At 68.6% G+C, this 19,550-nt stretch carries 16 protein-coding genes and 1 tRNA gene; 7 read left to right on the forward strand and 10 right to left on the reverse strand.

Features of this window, described 5'->3' with window-relative positions; translation table 11 throughout:
• The coding region (locus KUM44_RS26770) for a lysine N(6)-hydroxylase/L-ornithine N(5)-oxygenase family protein (RefSeq protein WP_217211840.1) at nt 1-1,133 on the forward strand (1,133 nt) is incomplete at its 5' end.
• A 28-nt stretch (nt 1,134-1,161) separates the two neighbouring features.
• On the opposite strand, the gene KUM44_RS26775 is transcribed toward KUM44_RS26770, so the two are convergent.
• Nucleotides 1,162-2,967 (reverse strand): bifunctional UDP-sugar hydrolase/5'-nucleotidase, encoded by a 1,806-nt coding sequence (locus KUM44_RS26775; RefSeq protein WP_217211842.1) that lies wholly within the window; start codon nt 2,965-2,967, stop codon nt 1,162-1,164.
• A 154-nt stretch (nt 2,968-3,121) separates the two neighbouring features.
• On the opposite strand from KUM44_RS26775, the gene KUM44_RS26780 reads away from it, so the two are divergent.
• Together KUM44_RS26780 and pyk are read left to right on the forward strand one after the other, a co-directional pair.
• Complete coding sequence (locus tag KUM44_RS26780; RefSeq protein ID WP_217211844.1) at nt 3,122-3,838, forward strand: SIMPL domain-containing protein; 717 nt, start codon at nt 3,122-3,124, stop codon at nt 3,836-3,838.
• 144 nt (nt 3,839-3,982) lie between these two features.
• Nucleotides 3,983-5,419, forward strand: coding sequence for a pyruvate kinase (gene pyk, locus KUM44_RS26785; protein WP_217211846.1), 1,437 nt, complete (start codon nt 3,983-3,985; stop codon nt 5,417-5,419).
• A 57-nt stretch (nt 5,420-5,476) separates the two neighbouring features.
• On the opposite strand, the gene KUM44_RS26790 is transcribed toward pyk, so the two are convergent.
• Nucleotides 5,477-6,262: a helix-turn-helix domain-containing protein gene (locus KUM44_RS26790; RefSeq protein ID WP_217211848.1), complete on the reverse strand. Its 786-nt coding sequence runs from the start codon at nt 6,260-6,262 to the stop codon at nt 5,477-5,479.
• 88 nt (nt 6,263-6,350) lie between these two features.
• A tRNA-Leu gene (locus tag KUM44_RS26795) sits at nt 6,351-6,433 on the reverse strand.
• A 100-nt stretch (nt 6,434-6,533) separates the two neighbouring features.
• Here KUM44_RS26795 and KUM44_RS26800 point away from each other — a divergent pair.
• Complete coding sequence (locus tag KUM44_RS26800) at nt 6,534-7,190, forward strand: ANTAR domain-containing response regulator (protein ID WP_217211850.1); 657 nt, start codon at nt 6,534-6,536, stop codon at nt 7,188-7,190.
• Nucleotides 7,191-7,265: 75 nt separating this feature from the next.
• Here the strand turns inward: KUM44_RS26800 and KUM44_RS26805 are convergent, their stop codons facing one another.
• From KUM44_RS26805 to KUM44_RS26835, 7 genes are all read right to left on the reverse strand, one after another.
• Complete coding sequence (locus KUM44_RS26805; RefSeq protein ID WP_217211852.1) at nt 7,266-7,982, reverse strand: ABC transporter ATP-binding protein; 717 nt, start codon at nt 7,980-7,982, stop codon at nt 7,266-7,268.
• Complete coding sequence (locus tag KUM44_RS26810) at nt 7,979-8,848, reverse strand: ABC transporter ATP-binding protein (protein WP_217211854.1); 870 nt, start codon at nt 8,846-8,848, stop codon at nt 7,979-7,981. The genes KUM44_RS26805 and KUM44_RS26810 overlap by 4 nt, the downstream gene beginning before the upstream one ends.
• Nucleotides 8,849-8,852: 4 nt before the next feature.
• Nucleotides 8,853-10,637, reverse strand: coding sequence for a branched-chain amino acid ABC transporter permease (locus KUM44_RS26815; RefSeq protein ID WP_217211857.1), 1,785 nt, complete (start codon nt 10,635-10,637; stop codon nt 8,853-8,855).
• 4 nt (nt 10,638-10,641) lie between these two features.
• Nucleotides 10,642-11,571, reverse strand: coding sequence for a branched-chain amino acid ABC transporter permease (locus tag KUM44_RS26820; RefSeq protein WP_217211859.1), 930 nt, complete (start codon nt 11,569-11,571; stop codon nt 10,642-10,644).
• Nucleotides 11,572-11,720: 149 nt separating this feature from the next.
• Nucleotides 11,721-12,950, reverse strand: coding sequence for a branched-chain amino acid ABC transporter substrate-binding protein (locus KUM44_RS26825; RefSeq protein WP_217211861.1), 1,230 nt, complete (start codon nt 12,948-12,950; stop codon nt 11,721-11,723).
• A gap of 1,060 nt (nt 12,951-14,010) precedes the next feature.
• Nucleotides 14,011-14,499 carry a hotdog fold thioesterase gene (locus KUM44_RS26830; RefSeq protein WP_217211863.1) on the reverse strand — a complete coding sequence of 163 codons (489 nt, stop codon included), beginning with the start codon at nt 14,497-14,499 and terminating at the stop codon, nt 14,011-14,013.
• Nucleotides 14,500-14,552: 53 nt separating this feature from the next.
• Nucleotides 14,553-16,856 carry an FdhF/YdeP family oxidoreductase gene (locus KUM44_RS26835; protein ID WP_217211865.1) on the reverse strand — a complete coding sequence of 768 codons (2,304 nt, stop codon included), beginning with the start codon at nt 16,854-16,856 and terminating at the stop codon, nt 14,553-14,555.
• Between the two features lie 190 nt (nt 16,857-17,046).
• On the opposite strand from KUM44_RS26835, the gene KUM44_RS26840 reads away from it, so the two are divergent.
• From KUM44_RS26840 to KUM44_RS26850, 3 genes are all read left to right on the forward strand, one after another.
• The gene (locus KUM44_RS26840) at nt 17,047-17,487 is read left to right on the forward strand and encodes a S26 family signal peptidase (RefSeq protein WP_217211867.1); all 441 of its coding nucleotides are present in this window, start codon (nt 17,047-17,049) and stop codon (nt 17,485-17,487) included.
• The gene (locus tag KUM44_RS26845) at nt 17,484-19,277 is read left to right on the forward strand and encodes an AfsR/SARP family transcriptional regulator (protein WP_217211869.1); all 1,794 of its coding nucleotides are present in this window, start codon (nt 17,484-17,486) and stop codon (nt 19,275-19,277) included. The genes KUM44_RS26840 and KUM44_RS26845 overlap by 4 nt, the downstream gene beginning before the upstream one ends.
• 72 nt (nt 19,278-19,349) lie before the next feature.
• A complete protein-coding gene (locus KUM44_RS26850) occupies nt 19,350-19,550 on the forward strand; it encodes a hypothetical protein (protein ID WP_217211871.1) in 201 nt (66 codons plus the stop codon).

A 19,550-nucleotide genomic window follows, 5' to 3' on the forward strand; every position in this document is an offset into this window, starting at 1 on the left:
CCGAGCGCTTCCACATCCAGCGCGCCGAGTACGACGCCTACTGCCGCTGGGTCTGCGAGAACCTCCCCGCGCTGTCCTTCGGCCACCAGGTCGACGCGGTCCGCTTCAACGCCGAACGCGACGTCTTCGAGGTCGACTACACCCAGCTCGACCCCGGCGGGGACGCCGAGGCCCTGGGCCGTACTTACGCGAAGAACATCGTCCTCGGCATCGGCACCGAACCCGACGTCCCCGACCCGCTCAGGCCCCTCGTCGACGCGCCCGCCGTCCCCGTCATCCACGCCGCCGACTACCTCGGCCACCGCGAGATGCTGCTCGCCGCCGAGCACATCACCGTCATCGGCTCCGGACAGTCCGGCGCGGAGATCTTCCTCGACCTGCTCCGCCACCGCCCCGCCGGACGCGAACGGATGCACTGGCTCGGCCGTACCGCTGCCTTCGCGCCCATGGAGTACTCCAAGCTCGGCCTGGAGCACTTCACCCCCGACTACACCCGCTACTTCCAGGCCCTCGCCGAACCGGTCCGCGACCAGCTCGTCGACTCGCAGTGGCAGCTCCACAAGGGCATCGACGCCGAGACCCTGGCCGCCATCCACGACGAGCTCTACCGCCGCACCCTGGACGGCGGCTGGCCCGACACCGTCCTCACCCCGGGCGTCCAGGTCCGCACGGCCGGCCGGATCGCCACCACCAAGGTCGAACTACACCTGGAGCACCTCCACCAGAACACCCGCTCACGCCTGACCACCGACGCGGTCGTCCTCGCCACCGGCTACCGCGAGCGACCCCTCGGCCGCATCCTCGCCGGCCTCGACCCCTACCTGCGCCGCGACAGCCAGGAACGCCCGCGCATCGACGACCAGTACCGCCTGGTCATGGACCCGTCCGTCACGGGCTCCGGCTGCAACGTCTACGTCCAGAACGCCGAGCGCCACACCCACGGCGTCGGCACCCCGGACCTCGGCCTCGCCGCCTGGCGCAGCGCGAGCATCCTCAACTCCGTCACCGGCCAGGAGGCCTACCCCCTGCCCACCCGTACGGCGTTCACCACCTTCGGCCTCGGGCAGCAGGAGCCCCGGATCCCGCGAGCGCGTCAGCCAAGGACACTGACACCGCTCCTGGACGGGATCTGAGGCTCCTGACAACAGAGACCACGGAGGCCTAGAACACCGGCGTGCCGTTCCGCGTGAGCTTCCAGTCCACCGACGCGAAGTCCTTCGGGTCCAGCACGCCCTTCGCGGTCACCCACTCCGCGATCCGGGTGCGGATCTCCGTCGACTCCGACCACAGCTCCTGGGCCGACGCCACATGCGGGAACGCGCCGCCGCCGTTGGCCCGGTAGTTGTTCACCGCGAACACGAACTGCTGCGCGTCGTCGAGGGCGGCACCGTTGTAGGCCAGGTTCTTGATCCGCGAACCGGCCGGCTGCGCGATGTCGATGTCGTACGACAGCCCGGACACGTAGTCGTAGTTGTAGTCGGGGCGGTCGCCCGCGTTGGTCAGCTTGTCCACGTCGACAGCCGCGTCGGCGGCGGTCTGCACGAAGTACTGCGCCGAGTACTCCAGGTACGCCTTGAGCTGCGCGCCCGTCATCAGCTTCGCGACCAGCGTGTTGTCGAAGACGTACAGGCTCGACAGATCCCGGATGGTCACCTTGCCCGCCGGGATCTCCGAGGTGCGGGAGAACGGGGACGCCTGGGAGATGACCGGCAGCGCCGCGTGCTCCGTACCCGCCAGCGCCGCCTTGACCACGTCCTCCTGGACCCTGGTGATCAGGTCGATGATCGGGACGTCCTTGTAGCGGGCCTCGACCGTCGTCAGCTTCTCGGTCGCCGTGCCGACGACCTGGTTGACGTACTCCACGACGATGTCGTGGTCGGCCTTCAGCAGCTTGGTGATCTTCGGGTCGTCGGCGACCGTCTTGGAGTCGCGAACCGTCGCCTTCACCGACTCGACCGTCCAGCGGCCCTTCTCGAAGACCAGCTCGAAGTCGAACAGCGTCAGGCGCTGTGCGAAGCACAGGGGCTCCGACAGCACGACCGTCTTGCCCGTCTTCTCGTTCGTGACCAGCAGCTCCGCGATCTCCGTGTGCGCGTGCCCGACGAGGATCGCGTCGATGCCCGGCACCTGCTGCGCCACCAGCGCCGCCGAGTTCTCGATGTACGGCAGCGAGTCACCGTACGACGACGTACCCGACGAACCCGAGTGCGCCGACACGACCACCACGTCCGCACCCATCGACCGCAGCTTCGGCACCCACTTCGCGGCCTGCTCCTCCAGCCCCGGGAACACCATCTTGCCCTCGACGTACGCCTTGTCCCAGATCGCGATACCCGGGTTGGTCAGACCGAGCACCGCGACCTTCACCGGCGGGGCACCCGGCACACAGAACTTCTTGATGAAGTACGGCGGGAAGGCGGGCTTCAGCGTCTTCGCGTCCAGCGCGTTCGCACCCAGCAGCGGGAAGTCGCACTGCTCCTCGAACTTGCGCAGCGTCTCGATGCCGTAGTTGAACTCGTGGTTGCCGAGGGCCACCGCGTCGTACCCGATCGCGTTCATCGCCGCCGCCATCGGGTGGATCGGACCACCCTGCGCGGTGATCGGGTCGACCTTCGCGTAGTAGTACGTCAGCGGAGTGCCCTGGATCGTGTCGCCCGCGTCGATGAGCAGCGTGTTGCGGCGGCCCTTCTCCTCACGGACCTGGTTCACCAGCGTCGAGACGCGTGCCAGCCCCTTCGCGTTGCCCTTGGCGTCCGCGTACTCCGTGTCCTTGAAGTAGTCCCAGTTGAAGATGTTGCCGTGCAGGTCGGTGGTGCCCATCACGGTCAGGGCGTACCGCTTCTTCGGCCGGGGCTTCTTCGCCGTCTCCGCGGCCTGCGCCGCCGGGGCGGCCACCGCACCGGCCACCGCCACCCCCGCTCCGGTCACGGCGGACTTGGTCAGGAACTTCCGACGGTTCAACGGCATGAGTGCTCTCCCGGGCGAACTGGTCAACAACGCGCGTAGATTCTGACGCGCGTAGATTCTGACCTGGTCATGGCGAGCAGCAACAGACCCCGCAGGTTTCGATCTGATGACCCACCGGGGCCGAAACCAAGCAAGCGATGACAGAGTGGGACGTATGACCGCCCCTTCAGAGGAACTTCACCCCGCCGTCCCCTACGGCACGCCCGACGCCCCCCGCATCGCCGTCCGCGGTGAGGCCCACCTCGAGGTCGACCCCGAGATCGCCCGCATCGGCGTCACCGTGGCCTCCCGCGGCAAGGACCGCCGCGCCGCCCTGGACGACCTCACCCGCCGCAACACAGGCGTCCTCGACCTCATCAAGACCTACGGCGACGCGGTCGAGCGCCTGGAGACCGGCTCCTTCTCCATCAGCCCCGAACTGAAGGACAAGGGCCGCGGCGAACGCATCCACGCCTACCACGGCCGCGTCCACATCACGGCCGAACTCACCGACTTCACGGCCCTCGGCGAACTCACCACACGCCTCGCCGACTTGGAGCTCACCCGCGTGGACGGCCCCTGGTGGGCCCTGCGCCCCGACTCACCCGCCCACCGGGAAGCACGGCAGCAGGCGGTACGGGAGGCCGTGCAGCGCGCGCGGGAGTACGCGGAGGCGCTGGGGACCTCCCTGGCCGCGCTGGTGGAACTCGCCGACATCGGAGCGGAGAACGCCCCGCCGGCCTACCCCCAGACCCGCGGCGGCCGTATGCGCTCCATGGCCTACGCCGCCGAAGAGGACTCCGCTGCCGCCCCCCTCGACCTCGAACCCCAGCGCCAGCACGTCCACGCCGAGGTCAATGCCCGCTTCACCATGGCACCGCCGCAGCTGTGAACAGCCCTTTCAGGGGTGCTTCGAACGCTCATCGGAGCACCCCGCCGCACAATTCAACACTTGTCAATAGCCCTTCACGCAAAGGTTGTTGAGTCGTCATGCGCGGCCAATTCACTACCCGCCGGTAAGTCATAGAGTCGAAACATGCGCCGAGCGAAAATCGTCTGCACCCTGGGACCCGCCACCGACTCGTACGACCAGATAAAGGCACTGGTCGACGCCGGAATGGACGTCGCCCGATTCAACCTCAGCCACGGCACCCACGCCGACCACGAGGAACGCTACGAGCGCGTGCGCAAGGCCTCCGACGAGACCGGCCGCAGCGTCGGCGTCCTCGCAGACCTTCAAGGCCCGAAGATCCGCCTCGGCCGCTTCACCGAAGGACCCGTACTCCTTGAACGCGGCGACACCTTCACCATCACCGTCGAGGAGGGCGCGGACGGCGACCGCCGGCAGTGCGGCACCACCTACTCCGGCCTCGCCGCCGACGTCACCGCCGGCGAACGCATCCTCGTCGACGACGGCAAGGTCTGCCTGGAGGTCACCTCCGTCGACGGCCCGCGCGTCCACACGACGGTGGTCGAGGGCGGCATGATCTCGGACAACAAGGGCCTGAACCTCCCCGGCGTCGCGGTCTCGGTTCCCGCCCTCTCGGAGAAGGACGAGGACGACCTCCGCTGGGCCCTGCGCACCGGATTCGACGTCATCGCGCTCTCCTTCGTCCGCTCCGGCCGCGACATCGAGGACGTCCACAGGATCATGGACGAGGAGGGCCGCAGGCTTCCCGTCATCGCCAAGGTCGAGAAGCCGCAGGCGGTCGAGGCCATCGACGACATCGTGGCCGCCTTCGACGGCATCATGGTCGCCCGCGGTGACCTCGGCGTCGAAATGCCCCTGGAACAGGTCCCGATCGTCCAGAAGCGCGCGATCAAGCTGGCCAAGCGCAACGCCAAGCCGGTCATCGTCGCCACCCAGATGCTCGACTCGATGATCGACAACTCCCGCCCGACGAGGGCGGAGGCGAGCGATGTCGCGAACGCGGTGATCGACGGCACGGACGCCGTGATGCTGTCCGGCGAGACGAGCGTCGGCAAGTACCCCATCGAAACCGTCCGCACGATGGCGAAGATCGTCGAGGCCGCCGAGGAGGACATCCTGGCGAAGGGGCTCCCGCCGCTGACCGAGCGGAACAAGCCCCGCACCCAGGGAGGTGCGGTGGCCCGGGCGGCGGCTGAGATCGGCGACTTCCTGGGCGCCAAGTTCCTGGTCGCCTTCACCCAGTCGGGCGACACGGCGCGACGGTTGTCCCGGTATCGGTCGCCTATCCCGCTGCTGGCGTTCACTCCGGAGCCGGCGACTCGGTCGCAGCTCAATCTGACGTGGGGGGTGGAGACGTTCCTGGGGCCGCATGTGGACTCGACGGACGCGATGGTCGACCAGGTGGATGAGCTGTTGCTGAAGTACGGCCGTTGCAAGAAGGGCGACACGGTCGTGATTACGGCGGGGTCGCCGCCCGGGGTGTCGGGGGCGACGAACATGGTGCGGGTGCATCACATCGGGGAGGACGACAGCCCCAAGTAGTGGGCGGAGGGCCCCTCTTCAGCTTTGAGGAGGGGCCCTTTCCTTCGCTGTGTGGGGTCAGTGTTTGGGGCCTACGTGGGCGTCCATGAGGGCTACGGAGGCTTTGCGGGCGATGGAGATGTTGAACGGGTCGCTGCCGCGGGCGAGGGTGGTCCACTCGACGCCGACCTTGTCGAGGGCATCCGTGAAGAGCCTCCTGATGTCGTCCGACTTGTTGGTGAAGAAGTAGCGCGGGTACTCGTAGCGCTTGCGCTCGCCGGCTACGAGGCGCGTCGTCCAGTTGGTGATGCGGCAGCCGTCGGAGTGGATGAGGCCGCGGATGAATTCCCAGGGGTGGGCGTCGACGATCTGCTGCTGCCAGGGCTCGAGGGTGATTGAGCGTTCGTGCTTCCTGCCGCTGCCGTGCTGAGGGAAGAGGCACCACAAGTGCATGGAGTACAGCTTCAGGTCTCGGCAACCCTTGCGGCGGACTCGGCAGACCGAGTTGTTGGGGAACACCGAACGCATGGCGTTCTCGCACTCGTCCATGAGCCCCGGGTGCGACTCGTCGCAGGTGATCGACAGGCTGGGTGATCGCATGGCGCGGTTCTGGATGATGTAGCCATCGCCCAGGTAAAGGCCGAGGAGGTAGGCATAGGCCGGAGAGTCGAGATTGCCGTCGCATCGGGGGCATGGTGGGGGCGTGCGTCCGGGGCACTCGCCGCGTTTCGCCCGGTCTGCATGCTTCCAGTAGCCGACTGTGCCGAGCGGGATGTTGAACTGGCGCGCCACGTCCGCATTCCTTGCCCCGTTGCGCAACAGTGTGATCACCCTCTGTCGAACCTCAGTACCGTGAAAGTTCATGCGGATAATTTGAGTGAGTGATCGCGACCGTGCGCAGCAAAAGGCGGATGTTCACGAGAACGTGGACATCCGCTTCCTGATCAAGCAGTGCCGGGTGCGGGATTCGAACCCGCAAGCCCTCTCGGGCAGATGTGTTTGAGACATCCGTGTATGCCATTCCACCAACCCGGCAGGACTGGCTGCTCGGAAGCATACCGGGTCACCGCAGCTCCTCGCCTCTAGGTAGGCTACTTACGCAGCAGCACTGCCCGGCCCGTAACAAGGAGCCCCCGTGACCGCCCCCGAGTCGCCCCAGCCCGTAGACGCGCCCGACGACGACAAGTCGCACGTGCCTCCGCTGACGACCCGTGTCGTCATCGCCGAGGACGAGGCGCTGATCCGGCTCGATCTCAAAGAGATGCTCGAAGAAGAGGGGTACACCGTCGTCGGTGAGGCCGGTGACGGTGAGCAGGCCGTGGAGCTGGCCCGCGAGCACAAGCCCGACCTGGTCATCCTTGACGTCAAGATGCCGAAGCTGGACGGGATTTCCGCGGCCGAGAAGATCGCCGAGGAGTCCATCGCCCCGGTGTTGATGCTGACGGCGTTCTCGCAGCGCGACCTCGTCGAGCGGGCTCGTGACGCCGGTGCCATGGCGTACCTCGTGAAGCCGTTCAGCAAGAGTGACGTCGTGCCCGCGATCGAGATGGCCGTCTCCCGCTTCACGGAGCTGAAGGAGCTGGAGAAGGAGGTCGCCGACCTCACCCTGCGCCTGGAGACGCGGAAGCTTGTCGACCGGGCGAAGTCGATCCTTCAGACCGAGTACGGGCTGACCGAGCCGGCCGCGTTCCGCTGGATCCAGAAGACGTCCATGGACCGTCGGATGTCGATGCAGCAGGTCGCCGAGGCCGTCATCCAGGATGCCGATGAGAAGAAGGCCGCCAAGGGCTGACGCGCCCCGAGCGCATGAGAAGAGGCCCGCGTCCCCTGATCGGGGGGCGCGGGCCTCACTCGTGTGAATCGGCGGTTAGTCCTCGCCGAGGTACGCCTTGCGTACCGACTCGTCGTGCAGGAGGTCCTGGCCGGTGCCGGACAGGACGACGTTGCCGACTTCCATGACGTGTCCCTGGTCAGCGAGCGACAGGGCTGCCTGGGCGTTCTGCTCGACGAGCAGGATGGTGGTGCCCTGGGACTTCAGCTCGGCGATGGTCGCCATGATCTTCTGCATCATGATCGGGGAGAGGCCCATGGAGGGCTCGTCCAGCATGAGCAGTTTCGGCTGGGACATCAGGGCTCGGCCCATCGCCAGCATCTGCTGTTCGCCGCCGGAGAGGGTTCCCGCGGCCTGGTTGCGGCGTTCTCCGAGGATGGGGAAGAGGTCGTACGCCTTCTGGATGTCCTTTTCGATGCCGTCCTTGTCCTTGCGGAGGAAGGCGCCGAGCTGGAGGTTCTCGAAGATGGTCAGGCGCGGGAAGATGTGCCGGCCTTCGGGGGAGTGGGCGAGGCCCAGGGCGACGATCTTGTGGGCGGCGATGCCGGTGAGGGGCTTGCCGTCGAAGATGATCTTTCCGGAGGTCGGCTTGAGGAGACCGGAGAGGGTGCGCAGGGTCGTCGTCTTGCCGGCGCCGTTGGTGCCGATGAGGGTGACGACCTGGCCGGCCTCGACGCTGAAGGAGATGCCTTTGACGGCTTCGATCTTTCCGTAGGCGACCCGGAGGTCTTCGACCTCTAGCAGTGCGGTCACTGGGCGTCTCCCTTGGTGCTGGTGGTGCTGGTGGTGCTGGTCGCCTCGGCTGCGGCTTCGGCGGCCTCGACCTCGGCGGCCTCCGCCTCGCCGGGGTCGCCTTCGAAGGGCTCGCCCAGGTAGGCGGCGATGACGCGTTCGTCGGCCTGGACGACCTCGGGGGTGCCTTCGACGAGTTTTTCGCCCTGGACGAGGACGGAGACGCGGTCGCTGAGGTTGAAGACGAAGCGCATGTCGTGCTCGATGAGGAGGACGGCGATGCCCTTGTCGCGGATGGCGAAGACCAGCTCTTCGGTGGCGCGGGTCTCCTGGGGGTTCATGCCGGCGGTCGGTTCGTCGAGGAGCAGCAGGCCGGGTTCGCTCGCGAGCGCTCGGGCGATTTCGAGCTTGCGCTGTTCGCCGTAGGGGAGGTTGCGGGCGAGGTGGTCGCGCTTGCCTTCGAGGCCGATGAACTCCAGGAGTTCCATGGCTCGTTCCTCGCTGGCCTTTTCCGCCTTCTTGAAGCCGGGGCCGCGCAGGAGGGCGGACCAGAGGCCTTCCTTGGTGCGGGTGTGGCGGCCGACGAGGACGTTCTCCAGGACGGTCATGTTGGCGAAGAGCCGGATGTTCTGGAACGTGCGGGCGATGCCTGCCTTCGTCACCAGGTGCGGCTTCGGCGGGAGGACCGTGCCCTTGTAGGAGACGGTGCCCTCGGTGGGGATGTACAGGCCGGTGAGGCAGTTGAAGAAGGTTGTCTTGCCGGCGCCGTTGGGGCCGATGAGGCCGACGATCTCGCCCTCGTTGACGGTGAAGTCCACGGAGCGGACGGCGGTGAGGCCGCCGAAGCGCATGGTGACGTCGCGGGCTTCGAGTACTGGTGTCGTCATGGGGTCACGCACCCGCCTTCGTGGTGACGGCCGGTTCGTCGGTCAGCGTCGTTGTGTCTGGTACGTCGGTCTGGCCGGTCTCGTGGAATTCGAGCTGGCGGCGGCGGTTGGCGATGACGCCTTCGGGGCGGAAGCGCATCAGGAGGATGAGCGCGATGCCGAAGGCGAGCAGGGACTTCTCCTGGAGGAAGACGAGCTTCTCGGGGAGCAGGTAGAGCAGGGCGGCGCCGAGGAGTGGTCCGGCGACGGTGCCCATGCCGCCGAGGACGACGGCGGCCAGGAGGAACGCGGAGTTGGGGGGTGCGGCGCCGGCGAACTGGTAGGGGTTGGGCACGACGCTGTAGGTGACGTGGGCGAACACGGTGCCGGCGAGGCCGGCGAGGGTGGCGCCGAGGGCGAAGGCGATGAGCTTGACGCGGAAGCCGTTGATGCCCATGGCCGTTGCGGCTGTCTCGTCTTCGCGGATGGCGATCCAGGAGCGGCCGATGCGGGAGTCGGCGGCGCGGGTGTAGACGAGGACGATGATGGCCATGATGACGACCATCAGCAGGTAGTAGTTGGCGAAGCGGCCGAGGGTGATCCCGCCGATGTCGTTGGATTCCCCGAGGTTGAGGCCGAAGAGGTTGATGTCGGGGATGGACGGGATGCCGTTGGGGCCGTTGGTGATGTCCGGGCCGGAGTCGCCGTCCATGTTGTTGACGGCGATGCGGAAGATCTCGCCGAAGCCGAGGGTGACGATGGCGAGGTAGTCGCCGCGCAGTCGCAGGGTGGGGGCGCCGATGAGGACGCCGAAGACGAGGCTGGCGGCGGCGCCGGTGAGGGCGGAGGCCCAGAAGGGGAAGTGGACGCCGGAGAACCGGGAGAACTCCGAGCCGGAGACCAGGGCCGCGGTGTAGGCGCCGACGCCGAGGAAGGCGACGTAGCCGAGGTCGAGGAGGCCGGCGAGGCCGACGACGATGTTGAGGCCCAGGGCGACCGTGGCGAAGATCAGGATGTTGACGCCGATGTTGGTGTAGTGGTCGTTGGTCTGGGTGAAGGGGAAGGCGATCGCGGCGAGGAAGCCCATGAGGAGGGTGAAGCCGCGGTGGTGGGCGGTGAGCCGGGAGAGCCGGTCGAGGAGTCCCGCGGTGTGCAGGGCCCACATGGAGAAGGCGACCACGAGGAGGTAGCCGATGAAGAGTTCGCCGTACTCGGTGTCGATGCCGTAGGTGAAGACGCCCAGTCCGAGGGCGGTCACGACGGTGATGACGAGTCGCTCGGCCCAGGGGGCGAGGGGCTGGGGTGCGGGGACCTTCTCGGCCTTGGTGATGTACGCCTTGAGGTTCTCCTTGGTGTCGTCGCCGAGCCGCTCCGGGAGGGAGAGTGCGCCGAGGACGGGCAGGAGGGAGGCGATGGCCGCGATGTAGCCGCCGGGTTCGAGGTTGACGAGGCCGCCGAGTTCGACGCTGATCGCGATGACGGCGTACCAGGTGACGGCGAAGCCGGCGAGGGCGCTGAGGAAGAGCGGTGCGTTGTTCTTGGCGGGCAGGAGCCAGCCGAGGCCCTTGATGCCGTAGGCGGCGAGGGCGAACAGTGCGGTGAGGACGCCGGCGGTGACGGTCAGCCACTGTAGGCCGCCGGGGTAGCCGTTGATGGTGAGGTTGCCGGGGAACGCCCTGGTCCAGGTCCAGGCGAGGTAGGCGGAGGCGGCGGTGGCGATGCCGCCGGTCAGGATGATTGCGCGGGCGGCCGCGAGGGGCAGCGGCAGGAGGCCGCGGGCGGCGGGGGCGGTCTTGGCTATCTCGGTCATGTGATCACGCCCTGTCCGCGACGCGCTCGCCGAGCAGACCCTGTGGCCTGACGAGGAGGACGAGGATGAGGAGGCAGAAAGCCCAGACGTTGGCCCAGCTCTGGCCGCCGAGCTGCTCCATGCCGGGGATGCCGTCGATGTAGGCGGAGGCGAGGGTCTCGGCGATGCCGAGGACGATGCCGCCGAGCATGGCGCCGTAGATGTTGCCGATGCCGCCGAGGACGGCTGCGGTGAAGGCCTTGAGGCCCATCAGGAAGCCCATGCGGTAGTCGATGTTGCCGTACTTGAGGCCGTAGGCGACGGCTGCGACTGCGGCGAAGAAGCCGCCGATGGCGAAGGCGATGACGATGATGCGGTTGGTGTCGATGCCCATGAGCTGGGCGGTGTCCGGGTCCTGTGCGGTGGCCTGCATGGCGCGGCCGGTGCGGCTCTTGCGGACGAAGAACGCGAGGGCGGACATGCAGACGACGGCGGCCAGGATGAGGAAGATGTCGGCGTCCTTGATGGTGACGGAGCCGATGTCGTGGGTGGTGTCGAGGCCGGGGAAGGCGATGGCGCGGTCGGCGCCGGGGTAGAAGTTGCGGACGACTTCCTGGAGGGCCAGGGAGAGGCCGATCGCGGTGATGAGCGGTGCCAGTCGTGGTGCTCCGCGCAGGGGTCTGTAGGCGAACCGTTCTGCTCCGACGGCGATGAGGATGGCGACGAGGCCACCGCCGATCAGCATCAGGGGAACGGCGATTGCCATCGCTGTGCCGTCGGGCAGGATGTAGAAGTAGACCGTGAAGGCGCCGAAGGCCCCGGTCATGAAGATCTCGCCGTGCGCGAAGTTGATGAGCTGGACGATGCCGTACACCATCGTGTAGCCGATGGCGATCAGCCCGTACATCGAGCCTAGGAGCAGCCCGTTGGCCAGCTGCTGCGGCAGGGTGTTCACCGCGTGGCCTCCATTAGGAAGGGGGTTGGGTGCACTCGGGTGCGGGGTCTGTGCACTGGACGTGTGCGGGGTCTGGGTGTGGGAACGGGCCGCGCGGTTGGGGTCCTCCGTCCGCGCGGCCCGTGTGTGGCGGTGCTTGGGGGCCTGGGTCAGTTCAGGTTGGCGGTGCCGGTCTTCACGGCCTTCCACTCGCCCTTGACAACCTGGTAGACCGTCAGCTGCTTGTTCGTGGTGTCGCCGTACTCGTCGAAGGAGACCTTGCCGCTGAGGCCCTCGAAGTCGGACTTCTGGACTGCTTCGGTGACCTTGGTGCGCAGGTCGGTCATGTCGGTGGGCACCTTGCCGCCGTTGGCGTCCGCGACGGCCTTCACGGCGTTGATGATCGCGGTCGCGGCGTCGTACGAGTAGGCGCCGTAGGCGCCGTAGTCGCCCTTGTAGCCCTTGGCCTTGTAGGTCTCGATGAACTGCTTGGCGGCGGGCAGGGTGTCGGCGGGGACGCCGATGGCGGTGGCGAGGTCGCCTTCGGTGGCGGCGCCGCCGGCCTCGATGTAGGTGGAGGCGAACATGCCGTCGCCACCGAACAGCGGGATCTTGACGCCGCCGTCCTTCATCTGCTTGCTGAGCAGCGCGGACTCGTCGTACTGACCGCCGTAGTAGAGCAGGTCGGCCTTCGAGTTCTTGATCTTGGTGACGAGGGAGCCGAAGTCCTTGTCGCCGGTGTTGACGTGGTCGGTCTCGACGACCTTGCCGCCGAGCTTCTTGAACTGCTCGGTGAAGATCTTCGCGAGGCCCGCGCCGTAGGTCTGCTTGTCGTCGACGACGAAGACGCTCTTCTTCTTGAGGCCGTTGAGGGCGTAGTCCGCGGCGAAGCTGCCCTGCAACTCGTCGGTGGTCGCGGTGCGGAAGTAGGTCTTGAAGGGCCGCTTCTTGTCCGTCTGCCAGTTCTTGCCCTGGGTGAGTTCAGGGTTCGTGTTCGACGGGGAGATCTGGACCATGTTGGCCGAGGCGAACACCTGCTGCATCGACTGGGCGACGCCGGAGTTGAGCGGGCCGACCGCGCCGACGGCGGTCTTGTCACCGGTGATCGACGTGGCGTTCGACTGGCCGGTGGCCGGCTGCGCCTTGTCGTCGAAGGCCTTCAGCTTGAAGGTGACGCCGGGGACGAGCTTGTTCTTGTTGGCGTCGTCGACGGCGATCTGGGCGCCGTACTGGATGCCGAGGCCGGTGGTGGAGTTCTCGCCGGAGAGGGGGGCGTCCACGCCGATGGTCAGGGTGGTGGTGTCCCCGCCCGCGCTGTCGCCGCCGCCGTTGTCGTCTCGGGAGCCACAGGCGGTGAGGGTCAGAGCTCCGGTCGCGAGGACGGAGGTAAGTATCACCAAGGAACGTCGCACAATCAGTCCTTTCCGCGGTCACGTCCGCCTTGGTGGGGACGGTGAGGTGCCGCGCTGGTACCGAACTCCCGTTGGAGCGGTGACTGGGCGTGACTCTAAGCCCGATATGCGGACAGTGGCATCGTCGCAAGCTGGCTTGTGACGTTCTTGTTATGACGACGTGGAGGGTGGACAGGGGGCCTGGGGGCTCTCAGTGGGTTTGGCGGAATTTCCACTCCGTCCACATTCTGAGAATCCGCACTTCCGCCCGGCCGCGGGCTCGGCTCGTCGGCGACCTGGTCGCAGGCTCCGTGCGGGAGCGGCGAAAGGTCTCGGGAAAAGGTGCCGCCGTAGATGAAGCTGTGGTGCTGTATTGCGCGCGTGTTACGCAGCGTTACGTCAAGAAAGGGAAGATCCGCGCTGAGGGGGAGTTCCGAACAGTCGGATACGGATATCCGTACGGTGATCTTTCGCGTCGTTGAGGCGGCCGCGGTGAAGGCGGGCTCGGGCATGGCGTGGGCGGTGAGCCCGGGGGAGGCGGCGCCGGAGACCCTCAGGGTGACGGGCGGGCCGTGGTCGACGGTTACGGCGAAGTGGGAACGGCCGCTGGTCGCACCGGAGTTGTGGGGTGCGGCGAATCCCGGACAGCGCCAGGTGGTGGCGTTGGTGCGGGCCACGGGACGCCAGGCGGGGGCTCGGAATGGCCGGAGACCCCGGGAATCAGGGTGGCTCCGGCGGCGACCGCGCCGGTGACGGCGGTCGCTGTGGCGGCGGTGCGGGTACGGGTCGACGGTCCCGCCCAGAAGTCGTTGAGCCGGTCGGTGAGGCGTGGTGCGTCGGTGCCGATGGTGTCGTGACTCTGGTTCGTTTCCGGCCAGTTGACGGGTTCGACGGGCCCGATGCCGGTCATGGCAGCACCCTCATGGGGAAACGGTGGGCGAGGCGGTGGGGGCGGGGAAGCGGGCCGGGGGCGTGTGTTGAGGGTGGGGCAAGTGAAGCGACTGGGGGCGGCCGCCACAAGGGCGGGGCCGCCGCTCCAGGGTTTTCTCCATGTATGTGCTGTGGGCGGTCAGCTCGCCGCGCGGATGTGATCGCCGTCGTTCGGTTTCACGTCCCGCAGCAGGCACGTCAGCCGAGCGCTGCACACCCGCCGGCCCTGCTCGTCACTGATCACGATCTCGTACGTCGCCGTCGACCGGCCCTGGTGCAGGGGTGTGGCCACGCCGGTGACGAGGCCGGAACGCACGCCCCGGTGATGGGTGCAGTTGAGGTCGACGCCGACCGCGATCTTGGAGCTGCCGGCGTGCAGCATCGACCCCACTGACCCGAGCGTCTCGGCGAGTACCGCGGACGCGCCGCCGTGCAGCAGCCCGTACGGCTGGGTGTTCCCCTCGACCGGCATGGTCCCGACGACCCGCTCGGCGGAGGCCTCCACTATCTGGACGCCCATGCGCGTCCCGAGGTGCCCGGCGGAGAACAGGGCCGGCAGGTCGACGCCGAGCGCGGCGTACTCGTCGATGACCTCTTGCGGGAACGTCACGTGCTGCTGTTCGCCCATGGAGCCGGCTCCGTTCATCTTGTCCAGTCGGTGAAGGTCGACTGAGCAAACGCTCAGTCGGTCGCCGATTGTTCCAGACGTACGACGACGGACTTGCTGGCCGGGGTGTTGCTGGTGTCCGCGGTGGCGTCCAGCGGGACCAGGACGTTGGTCTCCGGGTAGTAGGCGGCCGCGCAGCCGCGGGCCGTCGGATAGTGCACCACCCGGAAGCCGGGCGCCCGCCGCTCGATGCCGTCCTGCCACTCGCTGACCAGGTCGACGTACGAACCGTCGGCGAGGTTCAGCCGCTGTGCGTCCTCAGGGTTGATCATGACGACGCGGCGGCCGTTCTTGATCCCCCGGTAGCGGTCGTCCAGGCCGTAGATCGTGGTGTTGTACTGGTCGTGCGAGCGCAGCGTCTGCAGCAGCAGCCGCCCTTCCGGCACCTTCGGGTACTCGACCGGGGCCGCGGTGAAGTTGGCCTTGCCGGTCGCCGTCGGGAAGCGGCGCTCGTCGCGCGGGGCGTGCGGCAGGGCGAAGCCACCGGGCCTGGCCACGCGCGCGTTGAAGTCCTCGAAGCCCGGGATCACGCGCGCGATGCGGTCCCGGATCGCCGCATAGTCCTTCTCGAACTCCCCCCACGGCGTACGGCTGGACTCGCCGAGCACCCGGCACGCCAGGCGGCAGACGATCGCCGGCTCGGACAGCAGGTGGCGGCTCGCCGGCTCCAGTCGGCCCCGGGAGGCGTGCACCAGGCCCATGGAGTCCTCGACGGTCACGAACTGCTCGCCGCCACCCTGTAGATCGCGCTCGGTACGGCCGAGGGTGGGGAGGATGAGGGCACGAGCGCCCGTCACGACGTGCGAGCGGTTGAGCTTCGTCGACACGTGCACCGTCAGCCGGGCGCGGCGCATGGCCGCCTCGGTGACCTCCGTGTCGGGGGACGCGGAGACGAAGTTGCCGCCCATCGCGAAGAACACCTTCGCCTCACCGTCGCGCAGGGCGCGGATGGCGCGGACGACGTCGAAACCGTGCTCGCGCGGGGGCGCGAAGCCGAACTCCTTCTCCAGGGCGTCCAGGAACGCCGGGGCGGGGCGCTCGAAGATGCCCATGGTGCGGTCGCCCTGCACGTTCGAGTGGCCGCGGACCGGGCACACGCCCGCGCCCGGGCGGCCGATGTTGCCCCGCAGCAGCAGGAAGTTGACGACCTCGCGGATGGTCGGCACGGAATGCTTGTGCTGGGTCAGGCCCATCGCCCAGCAGACGATGGTGCGCTCGGAGGCGAGGACCATCCGCAGGGCCTGCTCGATCTCCGCGCGCGTGAGACCCGTCGCGGTGAGCGTCTCGTCCCAGTCGGCGGCGCGGGCGGCCTCGGCGAACTCCTCGAAGCCATGGGTGTGCTCGCGGACGAACGCCTCGTCGACGGCGCCGGAGCCCGCGCCGGAGGCGCTGTCGTGCTCAGCCAGGATCAGCTTGTTGAGGAGACGGAAGAGGGCTTGGTCGCCGCCGATGCGGATGTGCAGGAACAAATCGGTGAGCGCGGCGCCCTTGAGCATGCCCTGCGGGGTCTGCGGGTTCTTGAACCGCTCCATGCCCGCCTCGGGCAGCGGGTTGACGGTGATGATCTTCGCCCCGCCCGCCTTGGCCTTCTCCAGGGCGGAGAGCATGCGCGGGTGGTTCGTGCCCGGGTTCTGCCCGGCGACGATGATCAGGTCGGCCTTGTAGAGGTCCTCGAGCAGGACGCTGCCCTTGCCGATGCCGATGGTCTCGGAGAGCGCCGACCCGGACGACTCGTGGCACATGTTCGAGCAGTCCGGCAGGTTGTTGGTGCCGAGCTCGCGCGCGAAGAGCTGGTAGAGGAACGCGGCCTCGTTGCTCGTACGGCCCGAGGTGTAGAAGACGGCCTCGTCGGGGGAGGCGAGGGCGGTCATCTCCTCGGCGACGATGTCGAAGGCGCGCTCCCACGAGACCGGCTCGTAGTGCTCTCCCCCTTCGGGGAGATACATGGGGTGCGTCAGCCGGCCCTGCTGGCCCAGCCAGTAGCCGCTGCGGGTCGCCAGGTCGGCGACCGGGTGCGCGGCGAAGAACTCCGGGGTGACCCGGCGCAGGGTCGCCTCCTCGGCCACCGCCTTCGCGCCGTTCTCGCAGAACTCCGCCGCGTGCCGGTGGTCCGGCTCCGGCCAGGCGCAGCCCGGGCAGTCGAAGCCGTCCTTCTGGTTCACCCGCAGCAGCGTCAGCGCGGTGCGCTTCACACCCATCTGCTGCTGGGCCATCCGCAAGGAATGCCCGATGGCCGGCAGGCCCGCCGCCGCGTGCTTGGGCTCGGCGACCTGCGGCGCGTCCTGGACCGGATCAGCCTTGGGCGGCTTCGTTGCCATCGCGGGCTCCTTCGCTGGCGCGGGACCTGAATCTCGGTGACCTGTGTCTCCGATCCTCGCACGTGGCAGTGACAGCGATCCCGTCCGGAGCGGTGCGAGCGGTGAGAACGTGCGGCGGGCCCCCGGTCCGGCCGGTGGCCGTGGGGATAAATCCAGTCGTTTCTTCCGCACGTCCACCTAGGATCATGGCGTGATCCTGACATTTTTATGGGCGGGAGCGTCGGCCGTCTCCGCGACGCTGTGGTGGTGTCGCAGGAACCTGGTGGTCGTCACGGTCGAGGGCATGAGCATGGCGCCCGCCATCGCACACGGCGACCGCGTCCTCGTCAGACGAAGACGGCTGCGGCATGTGAGAGCCGGCGACGTCGTGGTGCTGGAACCGCCGCTGACCGGGCCGTACCGCACGGCGGCGACGGCGGGCGCCGACGGCCGGATCTGGAACGTGAAACGTGTCGCCGCACTGCCGGGCGATCCCCGGCCGGACGAGGTCCCCGGCGACGGACCGGTGGAACCGGGAACCCTCGCCGTGCTCGGTGACAACCGTCTCGACAGCATCGACTCCCGGCACCGAGGGCTGTTTCCGGCCGACCACCTGTTGGGGGTCGTGGTGCGCAGACTCTCCCCGCGATGAGGTTCCAGCTCCTCGGGCCGCTGGAGATCCACTCCGGCGGACGCCAGGTCCCCGTCGCGGCGGACAAGCAGCGAACGGTCGTCGCCACCCTGCTCGCCGCCCGCAGCCGGGCCGTCCCGGTCGCCGACCTGGTCAACGAGATCTGGGGCGCCCACCTGCCGACCTCCGCGATCCCCAACCTCCGTACTTACGTCATGCGGTTGCGGCGCGGCGACCCGGAACTCGCCGGACGCCTGACGACCGCGCCGGCCGGTTACCTCCTGCGGGTGGAGCCGGACGAACTGGACGTACGGATCTTCGAGGACGCCACGGAGGCGGGACGCAGGGCGATGGCCCAGGGGGACGCCCGCACGGCCGCCCGGGCGTTCGACCACGCCCTCGCGCAGTGGCGGGGCGGAGCGTTGCAGGACGTACCGCTCGGCCGCGCCCTGAACGAGTTCGCCCAGGCGATGGAAGAACAGTTCGCGCGGGCCGTGGAGGACCACGCCACGGCCGCTCTCGCGCTCGGCGAGCACCGGGAGGTCGTGGACCGGCTTCGCCCGTTCGTCGAACGCCACCCGCTGCGCGAACGCGCCTACGCGCGGCTGATGCTGGCGTTCTACCGCTGCGGAGACGTCCACGGAGCGATCCGTGTCTTCCACCGCGCGCGTGACGTGCTGCGCGAGGAACTCGGCATCGACCCGGGCAGCGAGCTGTGCGACCTCCTCCAGTCGGTCCTGGGACGCGCTCCGGAGCTCGACGCCTCGCAGCCCGGTCCCCGTGGAGCCGTGAGCCGGCCCGTCCCGAGGCAACTGCCGCCCAGCCCCGCGCTCTTCGTGGGCCGCGCCGCGGAACTCGGACGCGCGACGGCGGCGCTTCACACGGGCCCCGGACCGGCCGTGGTCGCGATCCACGGGACGGGCGGCCTCGGGAAGTCCGCGCTGGCCCTGCGCGCCGCCCACGCCATCGCCGACCGCTTCCCCGACGGACAGCTGTACGCCGACCTCCAGGGCGCCCGCCCGGGCCTGCCGCCCCTGCCCTCCCACGAAGCGCTGAACCGGTTCCTGCGCGCCCTGGGAGTCGACCGGCACCGGCTTCCGCAGGCCGAGGCCGAGGCTGCTGCGCTGCTCCAGTCACTGCTCGCCGACCGACGCGTTCTGGTGCTCCTGGACAACGCGTCCGACGCGTCGCAGGTGCGGCCGCTGCTGCCGGCCGGCCGGGGATGCGCGACCCTCATCACCAGCCGGACGGTCCTGGGCACGCTGGACGCCCAGCAGGTCGGACTCGGCGAACTCGGCCACGGCGACGTCGTACGGGCGCTGGCCCGGCAGGCGGGCGAGGCCAGGGTCGCGCGGGAGCCGGAGGCGGTCGGCGCGGTCGCCAGGGCGTGCGCGGGGAACGCCCTGGCCGTGCGGATCGTGGGCGCGCGGCTCGCCGAACGCCCCGACCTGCCGATCGCCCGGCTCGGGGAGCGGCTGCGGCGGCTGGCGGAGTGGCGCGCGGGCGATCTCGACCTGCGTGCGTGCTTCGAGGCCAGTTACGAGACGCTGCCCGCCACGGCTGCCACGGCGCTGCGTCTCCTCGCCGCACGAGGGCCCGCCGACCTCGGCGTCGGACCCGTCGCGGCGCTGCTCGGCAGCGACGCCCCGACGGCGGAGGCCGCGCTGGACGAACTGGTACGGGCCCGCCTGCTGGACGCCGAGGGCGAACGGTCTTTCCGCATGCACCGGTTGGTCCGGCTGTACGCGGCGGAACTCCCGTCCGCCGAGCCTCGCGCGACCCGTACCGCCATGTTCGCGCACGGTGTATGAGCCGGTGTACGGGCCGGTGTATGAGTCGTTCATATGTTTGGGGCGTTCGTAACCCGACAGAAGGGGACCCCCATGAACACCCTGATGGACAAGGTGCTCGACCGCCTCGTGCCGAAGGCCACGGCGAGCGCCGACACCTCGTTCTACAAGTACTGCGGCGGGTGCGGCTACATCGAGATCTTCGATGCCGTGGGCCGTCTGAAGCGGCTGTGCCACGTGGTGGGCGGCACCTCCAGCTGCGGTCCGTGCAACACGTTCGACATCGGCTGCTGA

The sequence above is a fragment of the Streptomyces sp. AC550_RSS872 genome (genome assembly GCF_019049285.1).
Classification (GTDB): domain Bacteria; phylum Actinomycetota; class Actinomycetes; order Streptomycetales; family Streptomycetaceae; genus Streptomyces.